14 protein-coding genes are annotated in these 16,666 nt (G+C 35.8%); 7 read left to right on the top strand and 7 right to left on the bottom strand.

Annotated features, from left to right (window positions below):
- Window positions 1-113: 113 nt before the first annotated feature.
- From yaaA to PFY10_05185, 4 genes are all read left to right on the top strand, one after another.
- A complete protein-coding gene (yaaA, locus tag PFY10_05170) occupies window positions 114-872 on the top strand; it encodes a peroxide stress protein YaaA (protein ID WBV57832.1) in 759 nt (252 codons plus the stop codon).
- On the top strand, window positions 873-1,721 hold the full coding sequence (gene prmC / locus PFY10_05175) for a peptide chain release factor N(5)-glutamine methyltransferase (protein ID WBV57833.1): 849 nt from the start codon (window positions 873-875) through the stop codon (window positions 1,719-1,721). It begins immediately after the preceding gene.
- 56 nt (window positions 1,722-1,777) lie between these two features.
- Complete coding sequence (locus PFY10_05180) at window positions 1,778-2,164, top strand: 5-carboxymethyl-2-hydroxymuconate Delta-isomerase (protein ID WBV57834.1); 387 nt, start codon at window positions 1,778-1,780, stop codon at window positions 2,162-2,164.
- Between the two features lie 87 nt (window positions 2,165-2,251).
- Window positions 2,252-2,611 (top strand): DUF4180 domain-containing protein, encoded by a 360-nt coding sequence (locus PFY10_05185; GenBank protein ID WBV57835.1) that lies wholly within the window; start codon window positions 2,252-2,254, stop codon window positions 2,609-2,611.
- Here the strand turns inward: PFY10_05185 and PFY10_05190 are convergent.
- The 7 genes from PFY10_05190 to PFY10_05220 all read right to left on the bottom strand — a co-directional run bounded on the left by PFY10_05190 (window position 2,562) and on the right by PFY10_05220 (window position 11,343).
- Window positions 2,562-3,578, bottom strand: a complete 1,017-nt coding sequence (locus PFY10_05190) for an NAD-dependent epimerase/dehydratase family protein (GenBank protein ID WBV57836.1) — start codon at window positions 3,576-3,578, stop codon at window positions 2,562-2,564. The genes PFY10_05185 and PFY10_05190 overlap by 50 nt on opposite strands.
- Window positions 3,575-4,360 (bottom strand): SDR family NAD(P)-dependent oxidoreductase, encoded by a 786-nt coding sequence (locus tag PFY10_05195; protein WBV57837.1) that lies wholly within the window; start codon window positions 4,358-4,360, stop codon window positions 3,575-3,577. The genes PFY10_05190 and PFY10_05195 overlap by 4 nt, the downstream gene beginning before the upstream one ends.
- Before the next feature lie 144 nt (window positions 4,361-4,504).
- Window positions 4,505-5,599, bottom strand: a complete 1,095-nt coding sequence (locus tag PFY10_05200) for a helix-turn-helix domain-containing protein (GenBank protein ID WBV57838.1) — start codon at window positions 5,597-5,599, stop codon at window positions 4,505-4,507.
- Between the two features lie 32 nt (window positions 5,600-5,631).
- On the bottom strand, window positions 5,632-6,285 hold the full coding sequence (locus tag PFY10_05205; protein WBV57839.1) for a rhomboid family intramembrane serine protease: 654 nt from the start codon (window positions 6,283-6,285) through the stop codon (window positions 5,632-5,634).
- A 14-nt stretch (window positions 6,286-6,299) separates the two neighbouring features.
- Window positions 6,300-8,888: a DNA gyrase/topoisomerase IV subunit A gene (locus tag PFY10_05210; protein ID WBV57840.1), complete on the bottom strand. Its 2,589-nt coding sequence runs from the start codon at window positions 8,886-8,888 to the stop codon at window positions 6,300-6,302.
- Window positions 8,888-9,373, bottom strand: a complete 486-nt coding sequence (locus PFY10_05215) for a hypothetical protein (GenBank protein WBV57841.1) — start codon at window positions 9,371-9,373, stop codon at window positions 8,888-8,890. Before PFY10_05215 ends, PFY10_05210 begins: the two co-directional genes overlap by 1 nt.
- Window positions 9,374-9,459: 86 nt before the next feature.
- Window positions 9,460-11,343: a DNA topoisomerase IV subunit B gene (locus tag PFY10_05220; protein WBV57842.1), complete on the bottom strand. Its 1,884-nt coding sequence runs from the start codon at window positions 11,341-11,343 to the stop codon at window positions 9,460-9,462.
- Window positions 11,344-11,562: 219 nt separating this feature from the next.
- Here PFY10_05220 and PFY10_05225 point away from each other — a divergent pair, with 219 nt between their 5' ends.
- From PFY10_05225 to PFY10_05235, 3 genes are all read left to right on the top strand, one after another.
- Window positions 11,563-14,418 carry a histidine kinase gene (locus PFY10_05225; protein WBV57843.1) on the top strand — a complete coding sequence of 952 codons (2,856 nt, stop codon included), beginning with the start codon at window positions 11,563-11,565 and terminating at the stop codon, window positions 14,416-14,418.
- Entirely contained in the window at window positions 14,387-15,115 is a 729-nt protein-coding gene (locus tag PFY10_05230; protein WBV57844.1) for a response regulator transcription factor, read from the top strand. Before PFY10_05225 ends, PFY10_05230 begins: the two co-directional genes overlap by 32 nt.
- A gap of 275 nt (window positions 15,116-15,390) precedes the next feature.
- Complete coding sequence (locus PFY10_05235) at window positions 15,391-16,620, top strand: T9SS type A sorting domain-containing protein (GenBank protein ID WBV57845.1); 1,230 nt, start codon at window positions 15,391-15,393, stop codon at window positions 16,618-16,620.
- Window positions 16,621-16,666 lie beyond the last annotated feature (46 nt).

The raw sequence follows: 16,666 nt of genomic DNA on the forward strand, positions 1-16,666 counted from the left end.
AGAAACTAAAAATGGGATATATTTCCGGATTTCCCCAATAACGATTATTATCCAACATTAAATATATATTGTTTATTATATACCTCTCACTGAGGTTCTTATTATATTATTTTATGAAAATCATTACATCACCGGCTAAATTAATGAACGTAGAAAACTCAACTGACCTGTTGAGATCCACTACCCCGAAATTCATTGAAGAGGCAGAATTTATACAATCATTTTTAAAACATAAATCACCTAAGTATCTTTCCGAACTCATGGAGATCTCTCCTAAGCTGGCAGATGAAAACTGGGAAAGAAATCAAAACTGGAAAGCAAATCCAAAGCCTAAAGAATCTGCACCGGCTATGTTTGCGTTCACCGGAGAAGTATACAGAGGGCTGGATGCCAAAACCCTGGATAAAAGTGCCGTGGATTATCTGCAGAAAAATTACAGAATGCTTTCAGGTCTTTATGGCTTGTTAAAACCTTCTGATAAAGTCATGTTGTACCGACTTGAAATGGGCCGTCATTTTGAATTTGATCAATACAAAAATCTATATGAGTTCTGGAGAGAGAAAATTACAGATCAGCTGAACTCAGAAATGAAGAAAAATGAGATTCTGCTTCAACTGGCAAGTAATGAATATGGAAAAGTAATTGACCGGAAAAAACTGAACCATAAAGTAATTGATTTCGATTTTTATGAATTAAAAGACGGAAAATTAAAAACGATTGTTGTGTATACCAAACACGCCAGAGGTCTTGTTGTAAGATTCTGTGCTGAAACCAATGCCCAAACGCTGGACGATGTTAAAGCCTTTAATTATGAAGGTTATATGATCGACGAAGAAAAATCTACAGATACCAAATTGGTTTTTACAAGATAAATGACAATTTCAGAATTTAAAATCCATTTCAAAAAAGAGCTGAGTGATCTGTATACAGCATCTGAAAGTGCTTTCCTGTTTTCTGTTTTTGTTGAAAAATTAATCGGATTTGATCAGTTCCAGCAAAGACGGTTTTCTCATCAGGAGTTGCTATCTGATGATGAAAAAGAGCTTCAGAAAATAACCGCAGAGCTAAAAACCGGTAAACCTTACCAACATATCCTAGGTGAAACGGAATTTTATGGGATGACATTTTTTGTGAACGAAAATGTTTTAATACCACGCCCCGAAACAGAAGAACTGCTTGAGATAGCCATTGATACAATCCAAAGGTCGTTTTCTGAACAGAAAGATCTTAAGATTCTTGATATTGGTACAGGAAGCGGAGTTATTCCTTTGGTTCTTAAAAAACATTTTCCGGATGCCGATGTTTCATCTATAGATTTTTCAGAAGCAGCTTTAGAAACAGCAAGAAGAAATGCTGTTTTTCATGGGCTGGATGTTCGTTTTATGTATGGTGACTATCTGAATTTTAAGCTTACTGAAAATTATGATGTCATTATTTCCAATCCTCCTTACATCGGGATTGAAGAAGAAGTTGAAATTGAATATTCTGTGAAAGGATTTGAACCACAAATGGCACTCTTCTCTCCTACTTCTGATGCTTTGATCTTTTACAGGAAAATCGCTGAAGACTCGAAAAAGAACCTGAACGGAAACGGATTGTTATTTTTAGAAATTAATCAAAAATTAGGGGCAGAAACCCTGGAGCTTTATTCTTTCTTTTCGGAGGCTCATCTTGTAAAAGATTTGTCTGGAAATGACAGGTTTATAACGGGAAAAAGATAGGATTCCGTTATTTTCGGTTTTAAGTTCTGTATCTTTAGCTCAAATTTCAAATAACCATGCCACATTTTATCATAGATTGCTCAGAAAATATTTTAGATCAGAAATCTCCCGGTGAAATAATGAATGCAGTTTACGAGACTGCAGAAAACTCCGGACTTTTTGCAAAAGGAGACATCAAAGTGAGATTAACGCCTTTTAAATATTATAAGATGGATGATGGAAAGGAAAGCTTTATCCATATTTTCGGAAATATTATGGGAGGAAGAACTATAGAACAAAAGGCCAGCTTATCCAGACAAATAATAGAACGACTGAACCTGATGTTTCCGGATATACCTATTCTGTCTATCAATATACAGGAGTTTGAAGCAGCGACTTATTGCAATAAATCTTTAATCAACCCTGCAAATATGAATAAGGACAGACATTTTCCTGGTCACTGATATTTTTTAAACGAAACAATATTTAGCATAATACTTGTTTCCTTTACACATCAATAAGCAAACTTTTACGTCAAAAATTAAATAATCATGGAACTTAAAGCTCACCAGGTCAATGGTATCAAAGTAGCGGAAGTGATTTCCGACAACCACGTGATAAAATCAGCACAGGACGGTATCGATCTATTAGGTAACGCCTACTATCAGGGGTTTGATAAGGTGATTATCTATGAGAAAAATATAACCCCGGAATTCTTTGACCTCAAGACTAAAATTGCCGGCGATATTCTCCAGAAGTTCTCCAATTACAGAATGGGATTAGCCATTATAGGAGATTTTAGTCAATATGAAAGTAAAAGTATGAAAGATTTTATTTTTGAAAGCAATAAAACCAGGCATATTAATTTTGTTGAAACGTTGAAAGAGGCTTTGGAGAAGTTTTCAAAGTAGTATATTCTTTATTCTGAAAAAAATCTATCGCATCGGCAATTGCTTTATCTACGGACTGGTATTCCAGGTTTAATTGTTCTATTGACTTGCAGTTGGTATAATAATTATCTATTCTCAAAGCTTTCATGTTGGGTGAGCTTAGATTCGTCTTTACATTCAGTGATCTTAGTAAATCCCCTGTTATTCCCAAAAGTATCAGAATGAAATCCGGAAGTGGAAGCAATAAAGGGTTTTGATGGGTAATCAGATTTACTTTTTTAAAGAAGTCTTTATATTTTAAATTCTCATGCCCTAAAAGATATCGCTCTCCGTTTTTTCCCCTTTCGATGGCATTAACAATCCCAAAGGCAACGTCTTCCACATGAACAAAATTCTTTCCTCCGGATGGGTAAAAAACCAGATTTTTTTTCCATACCCAATAAATAATTTTCCCCGAGCTGGGCTTCCAGTCATAAGGCCCGATCATAAACGTCGGATTTAGAATAACAACTTCAGTGGTTTTGTTGTTTCGGAAAAGAAAACCCTCAGCTTCTGATTTACTTCGGGCATAATAAGATTTTGTGAAGGGATATTTTTGACCGGAGCTTTCATGACCTAATTCGTCAAGATTCCCATATCCCATCGTATTCGCAGTACTTACAAATAAGAACTTTTTAACCCCGGCTTCAACTGACTGTGAAAACAAATGAACCACGGCATCATAATTTGTTTTTCTGTATTCCCCATAGGAAAGCAGATCCTGCCCAGTTTCAGCAGCAATATGAATGACGAAATCCACCAGTTTAAGATGCGAGGAAACATCAGAAAACAAACTTCCCTCAACTAACCGGAGGTTTTCATCTTCCTGACCATAATAGCGACTTTTCTGCCGCACCAAAGCAATAACAAAATAACCATCTCTTAATAATTTTTTAACAACATGAGTTCCTAAAAGCCCGGTACTACCGGTAACAAAAACTTTTTTCATGCTTCTATTTCTTTTTTTATTGCATTCGTCATCAAAGGTAATTTAATCCAGATGGGCAATATCTTCATTACCAGCCAACTTATAGGATTAACCATGATGACAGAATCTCTTTTGAATAGCTGATTGACACATCGTGCAGCCACCTTATTAGGATCAAGCAAAGTCAGTTTTCCTAAAAAACCCTGTTTTTCAATTCTTTCGCAGACATCTTTATTGGTTTTCATCGCTCCCGGATTCACAACACTCACAAAAACATTGGTATCTTTTAGTTCCTCATGTAATCCCCTGGAAAAGGAATGGATAAATGTTTTGGAGGCGGGATAAACCGTTTTAAAACCAATCGGTGAAAATGCAGCCATGCTGGAAACATTTAAAATATAAGCTTTGGGTTGTTTCAAAAGATTAGGCAACAGCTGATGGGTCATTAAAGAAGTAGCCATAACATTGACCTGTAATATCGTATTGATATAATCAGGCGTAGCATCCACAAATTTTCGGGTTCCTCCCAGACCGGCATTATTAATTAAAATGTAGATATTAAAAGACCTGTTCAGCTCCTCTGTTATCTGCATTACATTTTCATTTACAGAAAGATCAATTTCATAATAATGTGTTTTTACATAATAGGTTTCTGCTATTTTTTCACTTAAATGAGCCACATTCTGACCAGGCAGACTGATAAGAATAACATTGATCTTCTTTTTAGCCAGATGCTCGACAAACGCCTTGCCTAATCCCTGACTTGCTCCCGTTACAACAGCAAATGATTCTTTAGTATCCATGATAAAAATTATGGTACAAATGTATCTTTATGAAGAGCCTTTTTTGTTCCATCTTATATGACTGAACACATTTAAGCACAAATCATAAACAATTTAAAATCAATATGATAAAAGTAAAAAAGGTTAAAATTTATAAACCTGAACTTATTTTTTAAACTCAGAAGGGGTCTGATCAGTGAATTTTTTGAAGGTGGTATTAAATGAAGTCTTGGAATTGAATCCGGATTCGAAAGCAATCCCTAAAATGGAAAGCTTATTGGTCTCATTATTTTTCAGCAACTTTTTAGCATGCTCAATTCTATATTCATTAATGAACTGAAAAAAGTTTTTTTGAAAGCCGGTATTGATCACATACGATAAATGATGAGTAGAAACAGACAAGTGTTCTGCAAGCTTAATTAAATTCAGCTCACTATCCAGGTAAAGTTTTTCTTTTTCCATTACATTTTCAAGCTTTGTTTTAAGCCGGGATAATTCTTCATCAGAAATGAGTTTTCGTTTGATTTCCTCATTTTCATCATTAATGGATATGAGCTCATCCCGTTGTTTTTCCTCAACAGGATAAATTTCTTTTTGCTTCAGCGAGTAATACGCTACAAAATAAACCACTAAAAGAAAAGCTATATTGATGAAAGCATTTAATGATGTAGAATCATAGAAAAGATTGTAGATAACATATACGATATTGATAATCAAAAGAATGAGAATAATATACTCCAGCCAATTAAGATTGATCCCTTCCGTATTAGCAGAGAATTGCTGAATTCTCTTTTGATGTTTCCGTATGGTAAAATAAGAAAGCCCTGTATAAAATACCGCCTGGAATAATATCAATCCTATAAATGTAAACTCAAAAAAAGATTGGTTTTCAAAGTTTCCGTAACGTTGTAACAACAAATTGATCAGAAAAATAACAGGTAAAACAGCATATTTTACGTCCGACCTCTTAAACTTAAATGAAGGATTTGTAAAAAATAAAACACTGAGATAAAACATAATGGGTGTAAAAAACTGAACGAACTGAACAAAAAGAATGGAATGAATTTCTATCGGAGAAACTTTGATCAGTGACCAAATTTCATCCAGCCAATACGTAGACCACAAAAAAAGAAACAAACCAAACCATAGGTTGGCTTTTCGGTTAACTTTAAGGGGATTGGCCAGTTTTAGCAAAGAAAGCAAAACCAATGAACCATAGATAAGTATGACGATAAAACGATTCAACTCTATTGTATTCATTGGTTTTGATATTTTATTTAAAGATAGGTTTTTTATCCTATTCTTTTCCTGACAAAAATTTCATAGCTTAAGTACAGGAGCGGAATCGCCATAATGCCAATATACAAACCGTTATCCATTGCTCTTTCAGGTTGATTGATCACCGCATATAGCAAACCAAAAAAGGCTCCGCCAAGATGTGCTGCATGACCTATATTATCATGTTGTCTGGGATTAAGCATCATATAGACGGAATAGCTGAAATAAAGAAGCCCGAAAATATAGCCCGGAATTCCGATAGGAATAAAGAATATATATATTTTAAGATCAGGAATAAGTGCAATTCCGGCAAATAATATCCCTGAAACCCCTCCACTCGCTCCAATAGCAGAATACCATGGCTGCTTCTGATAGATAAACAGGGAAAACATATTTCCGAGCAGTATAGAACCAAAGTATACAATTATGAAACCCAGATTTCCAAAACCTTCCATTACGATAGGCCCAAAGAAATAAAGGGTCATCATATTAAACAGAAGATGCATTAAATCTGCATGAAGGAAACCTGCAGAAAGGAGACGGATGTACTCTTTCCTGTTTTGGATAGCTCCTACATTAAATTTATACTTTTCGAAAATACCATGATTATTAAAAGCAATAAAGCTGATAATACTGGTAGCTATAATAACTAATAATAAGATATTCATGATTAATTTAAAATTTAATTTTCGTCACTATCAGTATCTCCTTCAAAAAGATCACCGATAACCCCACCGTCTTCATCAATGCCTTCAGTATGTTCAGGCTCTTCATATACTTCCGGTTCCTCTTCTTCGATCTCAGGAACGGTAATATTTATTGATTTTACCTTGAATTTGGTAAATTGATTTCCTATTGCTTTTATACCTTTCACCATAATAAAATCATCAATATTTATGGTTTCAGGATCACGTTCTTTTCCTTTATCTTTTGAAAAAATGATTTCTGCAGTGGATCCGTTGGCTACTATCACGTTCTCAATAAATGATTTGCTATGCTCCGAAGGCATGAAATTCTGGGGATTGGTATTATTTTCGAGAAGGAATCTTTTAATAAAATACATCTCTTTTTCCCCATCGTAATAAATACAAGTTACAGGTTGCTGCGGCCGCCATTTTTCAAGGATCAGATAATCATCGTCAAAACGATTTCCAAGGTCAAAACTTACCAGCTTTGCCTCTCCATTGGAATTAATCGTCAGGATTTTATCATCTCCTTTAAAATTCCCTAACAAAGTCCCCCTGCCATCAGCATTTAATCTTCGTACCGTATCATCAAACCAGATTCTTCTTGGAGCCAGGGTTGAAATACCTTCTTCCTTAAGGTCTACTTTTTTCACGGAGTATTTGGTCACCAGGTTTCCTTTGGAATCACGGCCTTTAATTGCCAATTCAGAAAAATCGATATCCATCTTATTTTTTCTGATTCTTGGATTTGGTTTCAAGAGAACAGTAACCGTTTCAGCTTCTCCATTCGGATTAGCGGAAAAATAAAGCACTTCGGAGCCTTTTTTATCAGACGCCAGAGGATAATCTGTATTTCTTGTCACCGCCGTCACGGAGAAACGTTTCATATAATACGGACCTTCTTTACCTTCACGGTAGATCATATTATACACTGTTCTCTTGTCGTTTTTCTTCCAGACAGCCACATGCAGGAGATCTTTTCCGATAAAGGTTTTTGCCTCTACTTTGACGATCTTCATACTTCCGTCTTTTCTGAAAGTTATAATATCATCGATATCGGAACAGTCGAACAGGTATTCATCTTTTCTCAATGAGGTTCCTATAAAGCCTTCTTCACGGTTTACATAGAATTTTTCGTTAGCCACGGCTACTTTTGTAGCATCAATGGTATCGAAAATTCTTAATTCGGTTCTTCTCTGCTTTTCTTTACCGTACTTCTTCTGAATATTTAAATAATACTCGATAGCATAAGCGATAAGATTAGCAAGATTATGTTTAACCTGCTCTATCTTACCTTCAAGAGCAGCAATATTTTCTTTAAATTTATCTAAGTCGAACCTGGAAATTCTCTTGATTCTGATCTCTGTCAGCTTCAGAATATCTTCCTCAGTAACGGCTCTCAAAAGATGCTTGGTATGAGGTTTTAATCCTGCATCAATAGTTTTGATTACTTCTTCCCAAGTCTTTACTTCTTCAATATCGTGATAGATTCTGTTTTCGATGAAAATCCTTTCCAATGAGGAGAAATGCCAGCTTTCCTGAAGTTCGTGAAGTTCAATCTCCAGTTCTTTTTTCAGCAATGAAACGGTATGATCCGTATTCATTCTCAGGATTTCAGAAACACTCAGGAACATTGGTTTATCTCCCACAATTACACACGCATTCGGAGAAATTGTTACCTGGCAATCTGTGAAGGCATATAACGCATCAATTGTTTTATCCGGTGATACGTCATTATGGAGATGGATCAGAATTTCTACGGTGTCGGACGTATTGTCTTCAATTTTTTTAATCTTGATCTTACCTTTTTCATTAGCCTTTAGGATAGAATCTATCAGATCACTGGTTGTTTTGGAAAAGGGAAGTTCAGAGATAACCAAAGTATGTTTATCGGTCTGTGTAATTTTGGCTCTTGCACGTACTTTACCACCTCTTTGCCCGTCGTTGTATTCAGAAACGTCCAGATACCCTGCTGTAAGGAAATCTGGGAAAAGTTCAAACTTTTTTCCTTTAAGGTGAGCTACTGAAGCATTGATCAGTTCATTAAAGTTGTGAGGAAGTATCTTCGTGGATAATCCTACACCAATCCCTTCTACTCCCTGCGTTAAAAGTAAAGGGAACTTTACGGGAAGATCTATAGGCTCGTTATTTCGTCCATCGTAAGATTTTGCCCACTCCGTTGTCTTAGGATTGAAAACTACCTCCAGTGCAAAAGGGGTTAATCTGGCTTCAATATACCTTGCTGCTGCAGCCGAATCTCCGGTAAAGACATTCCCCCAGTTTCCCTGAGTGTCAATCAGAAGCTCTTTCTGCCCGATCTGTACCATGGCATCAGTAATAGAAGCGTCCCCGTGGGGGTGATATTTCATTGTATTTCCTACAATGTTCGCTACCTTATTGTACCGCCCGTCCTCCAGCTCACGCATGGAATGCATAATTCTTCGCTGAACGGGTTTTAATCCATCGTAGACCGATGGAATCGCTCTATCTAAAATCACGTAAGAAGCATAGTCCAGAAACCAGTCTTTATAAAGTCCGGAAACTTTCTTCAGGCTTTCGCCTTCATGTGAATTTTCTTCTGTCATTATTCGTTTTTAACGTTTTTCTCGTTATTCGCTTTTACTACTTTATTTAAAGAGAATTTCAAATCATTTACTTCTTTTGTCGTCAGGTAAGAAATTTCGTATTTCAACATGGTTGAACCACTATTCTTACTTGAAATTGTAATATATAATCTTTTTACAAAGAGTAAATTGACGATCTCGTATTTTATTAATTTGTATTTTGGAAATTCATCACTTAAAGGTTTATCTAAAAATGGAATGATGTTCCTGTTTTTGAAATTGAGAGCCTCTCCATCACTATCATACTCAAATATTTGTCTTCCGGTAAGATGGAAAGCTAATAACATAATTACCGGTACAATAATCAGCAGATAGCTTTCTGATCCTAAAATATTAAATTTATATTCTTCTAAAAAGAAGGACACAATTCCGGCTATTAAAAACATTATTAAGAGGGTATTAATAAAGTTGTAGCCCGGTGCTTTATTACGGTTACTTAATCTCATTGTTATTTGTGTTTAAGTTTAAAGGTTATGCCATTTAAGTTTTTTAAAGATTAATTATTACAGGAAAGTTTTTTGGAGGGATCTATTTAACTTTCTACTTCGCTTATTAGTTCTCTGCTATCAATATCCCCGTCTTCTACAACAAGATTTTCAAGAATGAAAACCTGCCTGTCCGGTGTATTTTTACCCATATAAAACTCTAAAAGCTGTTCTATGGTCTGATCTTTTCCAACAACTACAGGCTCCAGGCGGATATCTTTACCTATAAAATGTTTAAACTCATCGGGAGAAATCTCTCCAAGCCCTTTAAATCGTGTAATTTCAGGGTTTTTTCCTAGTTCATTCAAAGCCTTTACCCTTTCCATTTCCGTATAACAATACCGGGTTTCTTTTTTATTTCTCACCCTGAATAAAGGAGTCTGAAGGATATAAAGATGTCCGTTCTTAATCAGGTCCGGGAAAAACTGCAGGAAGAATGTAATCATTAAAAGACGGATGTGCATTCCATCGACATCCGCATCAGTTGCAATAATAACCTGGTTGTATCGCAGATCTTCAAGACTTTCCTCAATATTTAAAGCGGCCTGCAATAAATTGAATTCTTCATTTTCGTACACCACTTTCTTGGTCAGTCCGTAGCAGTTCAATGGTTTCCCTTTCAGTGAGAATACAGCCTGCGTTTCTACGTCTCTTGATTTCGTGATGGATCCCGATGCGGAATCTCCCTCGGTAATAAAGATCTGTGTATCCCCTTTTCTTTCTGCCTTCTGATCATTATAATGTTGACGGCAATCACGCAGTTTTTTATTATGAAGCGATACTTTTTTCGCCCGCTCTCTTGCCAGTTTCTGAATTCCCGAAAGTTCCTTTCGTTCTCTTTCGGAAATTAAAATTTTCCGTTGAATGGCTTCTGCAATCTCAGGGTTTCTGTGCAGGAAATTATCCAGTTTGCTTTTTAAGAAATCAATGATAAAGGTTCTTACAGTGGGACCATTAGGGCCCATATCATTAGATCCTAATTTTGTTTTGGTCTGGGATTCAAAAACAGGTTCTTCTACATTAATTGAAATGGCAGCAATGATTGATTTTCTGATATCCGAAGCATCAAAGTTTTTGTTGAAAAACTCACGGATTGTTTTCACATATGCTTCACGGAAAGCATTAAGATGGGTACCTCCCTGCGTTGTGTTCTGCCCGTTCACAAAAGAAAAATAGGTTTCAGTCTGTGATTTATCCGAATGCGTAATAGCTACTTCAATATCATTATCCATCAGGTGTACGATCGGATATAGAATTTCGCTTTCCAGTTCTTCTTCTAGCAGATCTTTAAGTCCATTTTCTGAATAATAGGTTTCCCCGTTAAAAATGATCTTCAGTCCCGGATTCAGATATGCATAGTTCCGGAGCATTCTTTCGATATACTCTTTTCTGTATTTGAAATGAAGAAAGATTTCTCCATCGGGTATAAACGAAATTTCAGTACCGTTCCTGTCCGAAGTATCTTTTTCCTCATGGTTTTCCGAAATGATTCCACGTGAAAATTCCGCAACCTTCATTCTTCCGTCGCGGAAAGATCTTACTCTGAAATAATCGGAAAGCGCATTTACCGCTTTTGTACCAACACCATTCAATCCTACGGACTTTTTAAAGGCCTTACTGTCGTATTTACCTCCGGTATTCATTTTGGAAACGGCATCCACCACTTTTCCAAGCGGAATACCCCGGCCAAAATCACGAATCGTTACCTTTCCGTCATCTACTTTTATTTCAATTCTCTTACCCGATTTCATCCTGAACTCATCGATAGAGTTGTCCAGAATTTCTTTAAGTAAAATGTAAATACCATCATCGGCGGAAGAACCATCTCCAAGCTTTCCGATGTACATACCGGGACGCAAACGAATATGTTCCTGCCAATCGAGGGTTCTGATATTATCTTCTGAATAGATTGGATTTATTTCTTGTGACATAAGTTATTTCAGCAAACACACAAAAGTACGAAAATGCTTAAAATTATCCGAATTTTTCTAATTCATTTTTTTCAATATTATGTAATATGTTTTGCATTATTATCAAGCAAATTTTATATTTACATCATTATTCAAGATCAAGTGAAAAACCTACGTGATTTTCTTCTATTTTTAGTAATACTATTTTTTCCATTTCTTTCATTTTCTCAAATCCCGGGATTGGTAAATTATAGTGAGAAAGACGGGTTGAATAGCTCCTACACCTATTCTATGAGTCAGGATGACAAAGGACTTATCTGGATTGGTAGCGATAATGGACTTTTCAGGTTTGATGGTAAGGAATTTAAACAATACAATAAAAAAAGCGGGCTTAAAAACATTGATATCCTTGGGTGCAACCCTCTATCTAATGGTGAGATTTTCATCGTAACCTACCTGAGTGATTTTGCCTATCTGAAAAATGGCAAAATCATCAATCCGGATGATAACAAAGAGCTTAGGAAACTTAAATTCCGTGACACTTCCCATACTTACAGCAGTGGAGATTCAGTTTGTATATATACAGCCAACAATCCAAAAGATATCTATATATACAGACGTGGAAAAGTAACAACAATTCCTCTTTCCTTACATGCAGGTTTTCCCTTAGTGGGTCGTAATCCTTATATATTCAGTATGGATGTGGCCAACCACCTGCTTTACCTTACAGATGATACCCAAAAAGTTATAGCATATGATATCCTCACAAGAAAGAAAATACTATGCAATATTTCATTACCAAAAAGTGCCATCTACAGAAAGGGGGACTTCTTAGTTGCTTACCGTGGAAATACTATTGATATCTTCAAACGAAAAAACAAATTTGAATTCATTAAAACGCAGTCGTTTTCTGTTGGAGAACCGATCCATCAGCTTGTTATTGACCGTAACGACAGATTGTGGGTATGTTTAGATAAAGGAGGAGTTCTTTATTACAAAAATACTTTACAGGATGGGAACCTATCCCGGCCCATGAAGATCATGAATGATTTTGTCATGAATCATATCCTCGTAGACAAGGATAAAAACATCTGGTTTTCCACCAGAAACAATGGTATTTACTTTATTACAGATAAGTTTTTCAACAATTATATCCATCTTCCTGTAAAGAATAATTCTTCCTACATTACAGCTATCGGAAAAAGTGGTAAAAACATTATCATGGGGTACAATGAGGCAAAATTCGGCATTTTAAAATCGAATACCATCATTGATGTATCCCTTGAAAAAAATAGGAAAATTGAAACAAAGGCCCTGTTTTCAAAAGGGAATAGTGTTATACTGGGGCTTAGTTTAAGAACGTACCAATACAATACCGATAATAAAAAAATTACAACCATTGGTGATTATAGCTTAAAAAATATAATCCCTTATAATGACAGTTCAATACTCCTCTGTACTTCCCAGGGTCTTACACTTTATAATTTCATTACCGGTGCCAAATCTGACCTGTTTAATGAAAGAGCCTATACAGCCCTACGCTACGACAAAGACAGTGTCTTTGTTGGAAGTTTTAAGGATGTGTATAAAATGAATGTAAAAACAAATAAAAGACAACTATTTATTGAGGGATATTATTTTAAAGATATCAAAAAACTTAAGCCTCATGTATATGTAGGCTCAACCAATCTCAATGGAGTCCTTATTTTTAATAACAAAAAGATCCTCAAAAGAATCACTGAAAAAGATGGTCTGTCCACAGACCAGATAAAAAAAATCGAAGTTGAAAATGAAAACGTTTTCTGGGCGAGTACCAATTCCGGTTTGAGCAGGATAGAAATAAAAGGGAAAAAACTGGCCATCGATAATTTCACACAAACCGATGGGCTTCCCTCTAACGTAGTCGCCGGATGCGTTATAAAAGACGACACCATTTATGCCGGAACTTCAAAAGGGCTGGGTATCTTACCTATTCACAACTTGTTAACCCAGCAGAAGTTTATCAATAAAAAAGTAGTCATTAATTCTGTAACCGTAGGGGATAAAGAGATATTTGATCTCAATCAGGAAATTAAAGGGCAAACACCTGACAACACAATAACTTTTGACGTCAGCTTTCCGGATTATATCTCTCAGGGTATGATCAAATTCAAGTATAAAGTCGAAGGTCTGACCGATGAATGGCAAATAAGCAATTCATCTAAAATCATGTTTAATTCAATTCCGCCGGGGAAATATACTTTTAAAGTTTTCGGGCTCGGTTATAATGGAAAACGATCCTATACATTTTCGTCCATAGCATTTGAAATTAAGCCCAAATTCTGGCAAACCTGGTGGTTTAAATTCTTCATCATTATAATAGGATGCTCACTTATTTTTGTGGTGGTTACTATTTACTTTCAGAGAAAAAGAAACAAAAAACTCGAAACGCTTTATTATGAAAAGAAGATTGCCGAACTTGAGTTACAGGCCATCAAGGCACAAATAAATCCACATTTCATTTATAACTGTCTCAATTCTATTCAGTTTTTGCTCTACAAAAAAGATTATGCGGAAACTGAAAACTATTTAAACATATTTGCTCAGATGATACGAAAAACGTTACACTATTCTGAAAAGACATTTATGCAGATCAAAGAGGAAATTGAATACCTTTCCCTATATCTGAATATGGAAAAATTACGTTTAAAGGATCAGTTCGACTACACCATAACACGTTCAAAAAATACAGATGAAAACTGGATGATCCCATCATTACTGATACAGCCGTTTGTAGAAAATGCCATAAAACATGGTGTTTCCGGTTTAAAGGATCGAAAAGGAAATATCAGGATTACATTTGATTATACCGATTCACTTCTTTGTATTACTATTGAGGATAATGGCGTGGGAATAGAAAAAAGACCGGAATCTGCAAAAGCCAATTCTTTCGGAGTGAAATTATCTCAAAAAAGGATTGAAACATTCAGGCAGCTTTTTGAGACTGATATAACGTTGGAGCTGAATAATCTTTCCGAAAAGGACGGAAAACAAGGTACACAAATTAAACTATATATGACCCCCTATGAAAACCAAAATACAAGCCTGCATCATTGATGATGAACAAGACGGAAGAGATTATATTTCTCTCCTGCTGAAGAATGAGTTTCCGGATATACAGATTTCGTTTCAGGCCTCAAGCGTAGAAGAAGCCTATGTTAATCTTCTGAAAAACGCTCCAGATATCTTATTTTTAGATATCCAGCTAAAAGACGGTACCGCATTCGATTTGCTTTCAAAATTCAAGGAGATCAGCTCGCAGATCATATTTATTACCGCCTTTGAACATTTTGCGATCCAGGCCATAAAAAATGGAGCAACGGATTACCTTCTGAAACCTATCAAAAAGATGGATTTTATTATCGCTGTAAATAAAGCTCTGGAAATCAACAAAAAGAACAGAACTTCTACACCGGCTGTTCACCAGAATAAAATAAGCCTACCTACTATGCAGGGATTCAAGCTTACAAATATCGCAGATATTGTTCGTTGCGAAGCGGATTCCAGCTACACTACATTTTATATGAGTGATAAAACAAAGGTTATTGTATCGAAAACACTGCATGAATTTGAAGATTTTCTTTCCGATTATAATTTTTTCAGAATTCATCATAAACACCTCATCAATCTGAGCCACTTAAAAGAATACATCAAAGGAAAAGGAGGACAGGTGATTATGACTGACAACTCTGTTCTGGATGTTTCCGTCCGTAAGAAAAATGATTTCTTAAATAAAATTGAACAATTGGAATAAATCCTAATCCGATTTTTCAAAAAGCAAAATCCCTCCATCCAACATAATATTTTGGATGGAGGGATATTTTATATGTATGTAAAATATCGTTTGAATCCAGACGCTAAATCACAATTAAGAGAAATTACATAACACTTATTAGTGAAGCAGGAACACTTATTAAATCACAATACCCTGGCATCAGATATCGTAATACATTTATAACAAGTTCATAAACAAATTACTAATAACTAAAGTTTTTTCTGGTTTTTGATTGATAAAACCAGTAGCACATTATGATAAGAATATATTTTTTAACGATTTATTTGTTCCTTGGATGCCTTCTGATGAATGCACAAGCTCCTTGTTCTGATTTTAACGGTACCAGTAATCCTTTAGGAAACTGGCAGCTGGATCCTGTAAACAACGCTGTCAATTACAACCTTGGCAGCCCCAATACATTAGACGGTTCACAATATCTTATACTAGATGATCTTTCCGGTGGGTCCTGGTTCATCAATCCTGTTGACTATAAAAACATAGGCCAAAGATTCCTGGGACAATGTCTGTATTTCGATTTTTATCTTGAAAAAGACGGAGGTTTTAATGCCCCACTCCATCCTACTATTTACATTCTTTCAGGAAATCAGGCGATTACGTTTGTTGCCAATGCTACAGTAACCCCTAATAGCGGATGGGTCCGGGTACGTGCTCCATTAGCTTTAGCTACGAGCTCAGCTTTTCCAAGTAATTCAGAAGGTACATGGAGCATGCCGGGAGGTACATGGACTGACTTCAATAATGTATTGAACAATTCAACAGCAGTAATGATATCGCCAGACATTACTTCAAGCCCAAGCGAGAGAGTATACTTCGACAATATTTGCATCAAATCATGTGACGGATGTACAGCAGACTTTAAACTTGAAACATCATTCAGTACACAAGGTAATAACACAGGAACTGTGAATTTAACTCTTACCAATCCAATTCTTGTTTCAACACCCAATAATCCGGGCAGTAGTTACACTGTAAACTGGGGTGACGGAACAACATCTCCTTATGTTTTTTCCACTTTAACCCATACTTATGCCACTCCTGGTACATATACGATATGTGTTACTGAAAAGCAAGGAAAACTATTGGTATGTACAAGATGCTTCACTTTCTGTTATTCCAAATCAACAGTCCCTTCCAGAGAGGCTAATATTGGTAATACAGCACCTCAGATTGATATCAAAGCTATTGGCAAGGCAGAGTTAACAGCGATGGATAATGAGTATAGACTGGTTCCTAACCCCGCTAAAAACTATGTGGATATTCAAACAAATCTATCCTCAAGAGGACCTGTTTCCATAAGAGTTCTTGATACATCGGGAAAAACAGTGCTGGAAAAATCAGAAAACCTTGAAAGCGGCCGCCAGAATATAAAACTAAATACTGAGCACCTTATTCAGGGGAATTATATTGTTGAAATTAAATCAGCCAATAAAATAAATTCTCAAAAATTGATTATTTCAAAATAAAATCCAAAGTTTTTAAAAGAGCTGTTCATATCCGAACAGCTCTTTA

It is taken from the genome of Chryseobacterium daecheongense, assembly GCA_027920525.1.
Classification (GTDB): Bacteria; Bacteroidota; Bacteroidia; order Flavobacteriales; family Weeksellaceae; genus Chryseobacterium; species Chryseobacterium proteolyticum.

Excerpts from the sequence above, each read along its gene's own strand:
- yaaA (WBV57832.1), top strand. The coding sequence starts at position 114 with ATGAAAATCATTACATCACCGGCTAAATTAATGAACGTAGAAAACTCA.
- prmC (WBV57833.1), top strand. The coding sequence starts at position 873 with ATGACAATTTCAGAATTTAAAATCCATTTCAAAAAAGAGCTGAGTGAT.
- PFY10_05180 (WBV57834.1), top strand. The coding sequence starts at position 1,778 with ATGCCACATTTTATCATAGATTGCTCAGAAAATATTTTAGATCAGAAA.
- PFY10_05185 (WBV57835.1), top strand. The coding sequence starts at position 2,252 with ATGGAACTTAAAGCTCACCAGGTCAATGGTATCAAAGTAGCGGAAGTG.
- PFY10_05190 (WBV57836.1), bottom strand. The coding sequence starts at position 3,578 with ATGAAAAAAGTTTTTGTTACCGGTAGTACCGGGCTTTTAGGAACTCAT.
- PFY10_05195 (WBV57837.1), bottom strand. The coding sequence starts at position 4,360 with ATGGATACTAAAGAATCATTTGCTGTTGTAACGGGAGCAAGTCAGGGA.
- PFY10_05200 (WBV57838.1), bottom strand. The coding sequence starts at position 5,599 with ATGAATACAATAGAGTTGAATCGTTTTATCGTCATACTTATCTATGGT.
- PFY10_05205 (WBV57839.1), bottom strand. The coding sequence starts at position 6,285 with ATGAATATCTTATTATTAGTTATTATAGCTACCAGTATTATCAGCTTT.
- PFY10_05210 (WBV57840.1), bottom strand. The coding sequence starts at position 8,888 with ATGACAGAAGAAAATTCACATGAAGGCGAAAGCCTGAAGAAAGTTTCC.
- PFY10_05215 (WBV57841.1), bottom strand. The coding sequence starts at position 9,373 with ATGAGATTAAGTAACCGTAATAAAGCACCGGGCTACAACTTTATTAAT.
- PFY10_05220 (WBV57842.1), bottom strand. The coding sequence starts at position 11,343 with ATGTCACAAGAAATAAATCCAATCTATTCAGAAGATAATATCAGAACC.
- PFY10_05230 (WBV57844.1), top strand. The coding sequence starts at position 14,387 with ATGAAAACCAAAATACAAGCCTGCATCATTGATGATGAACAAGACGGA.
- PFY10_05235 (WBV57845.1), top strand. The coding sequence starts at position 15,391 with ATGATAAGAATATATTTTTTAACGATTTATTTGTTCCTTGGATGCCTT.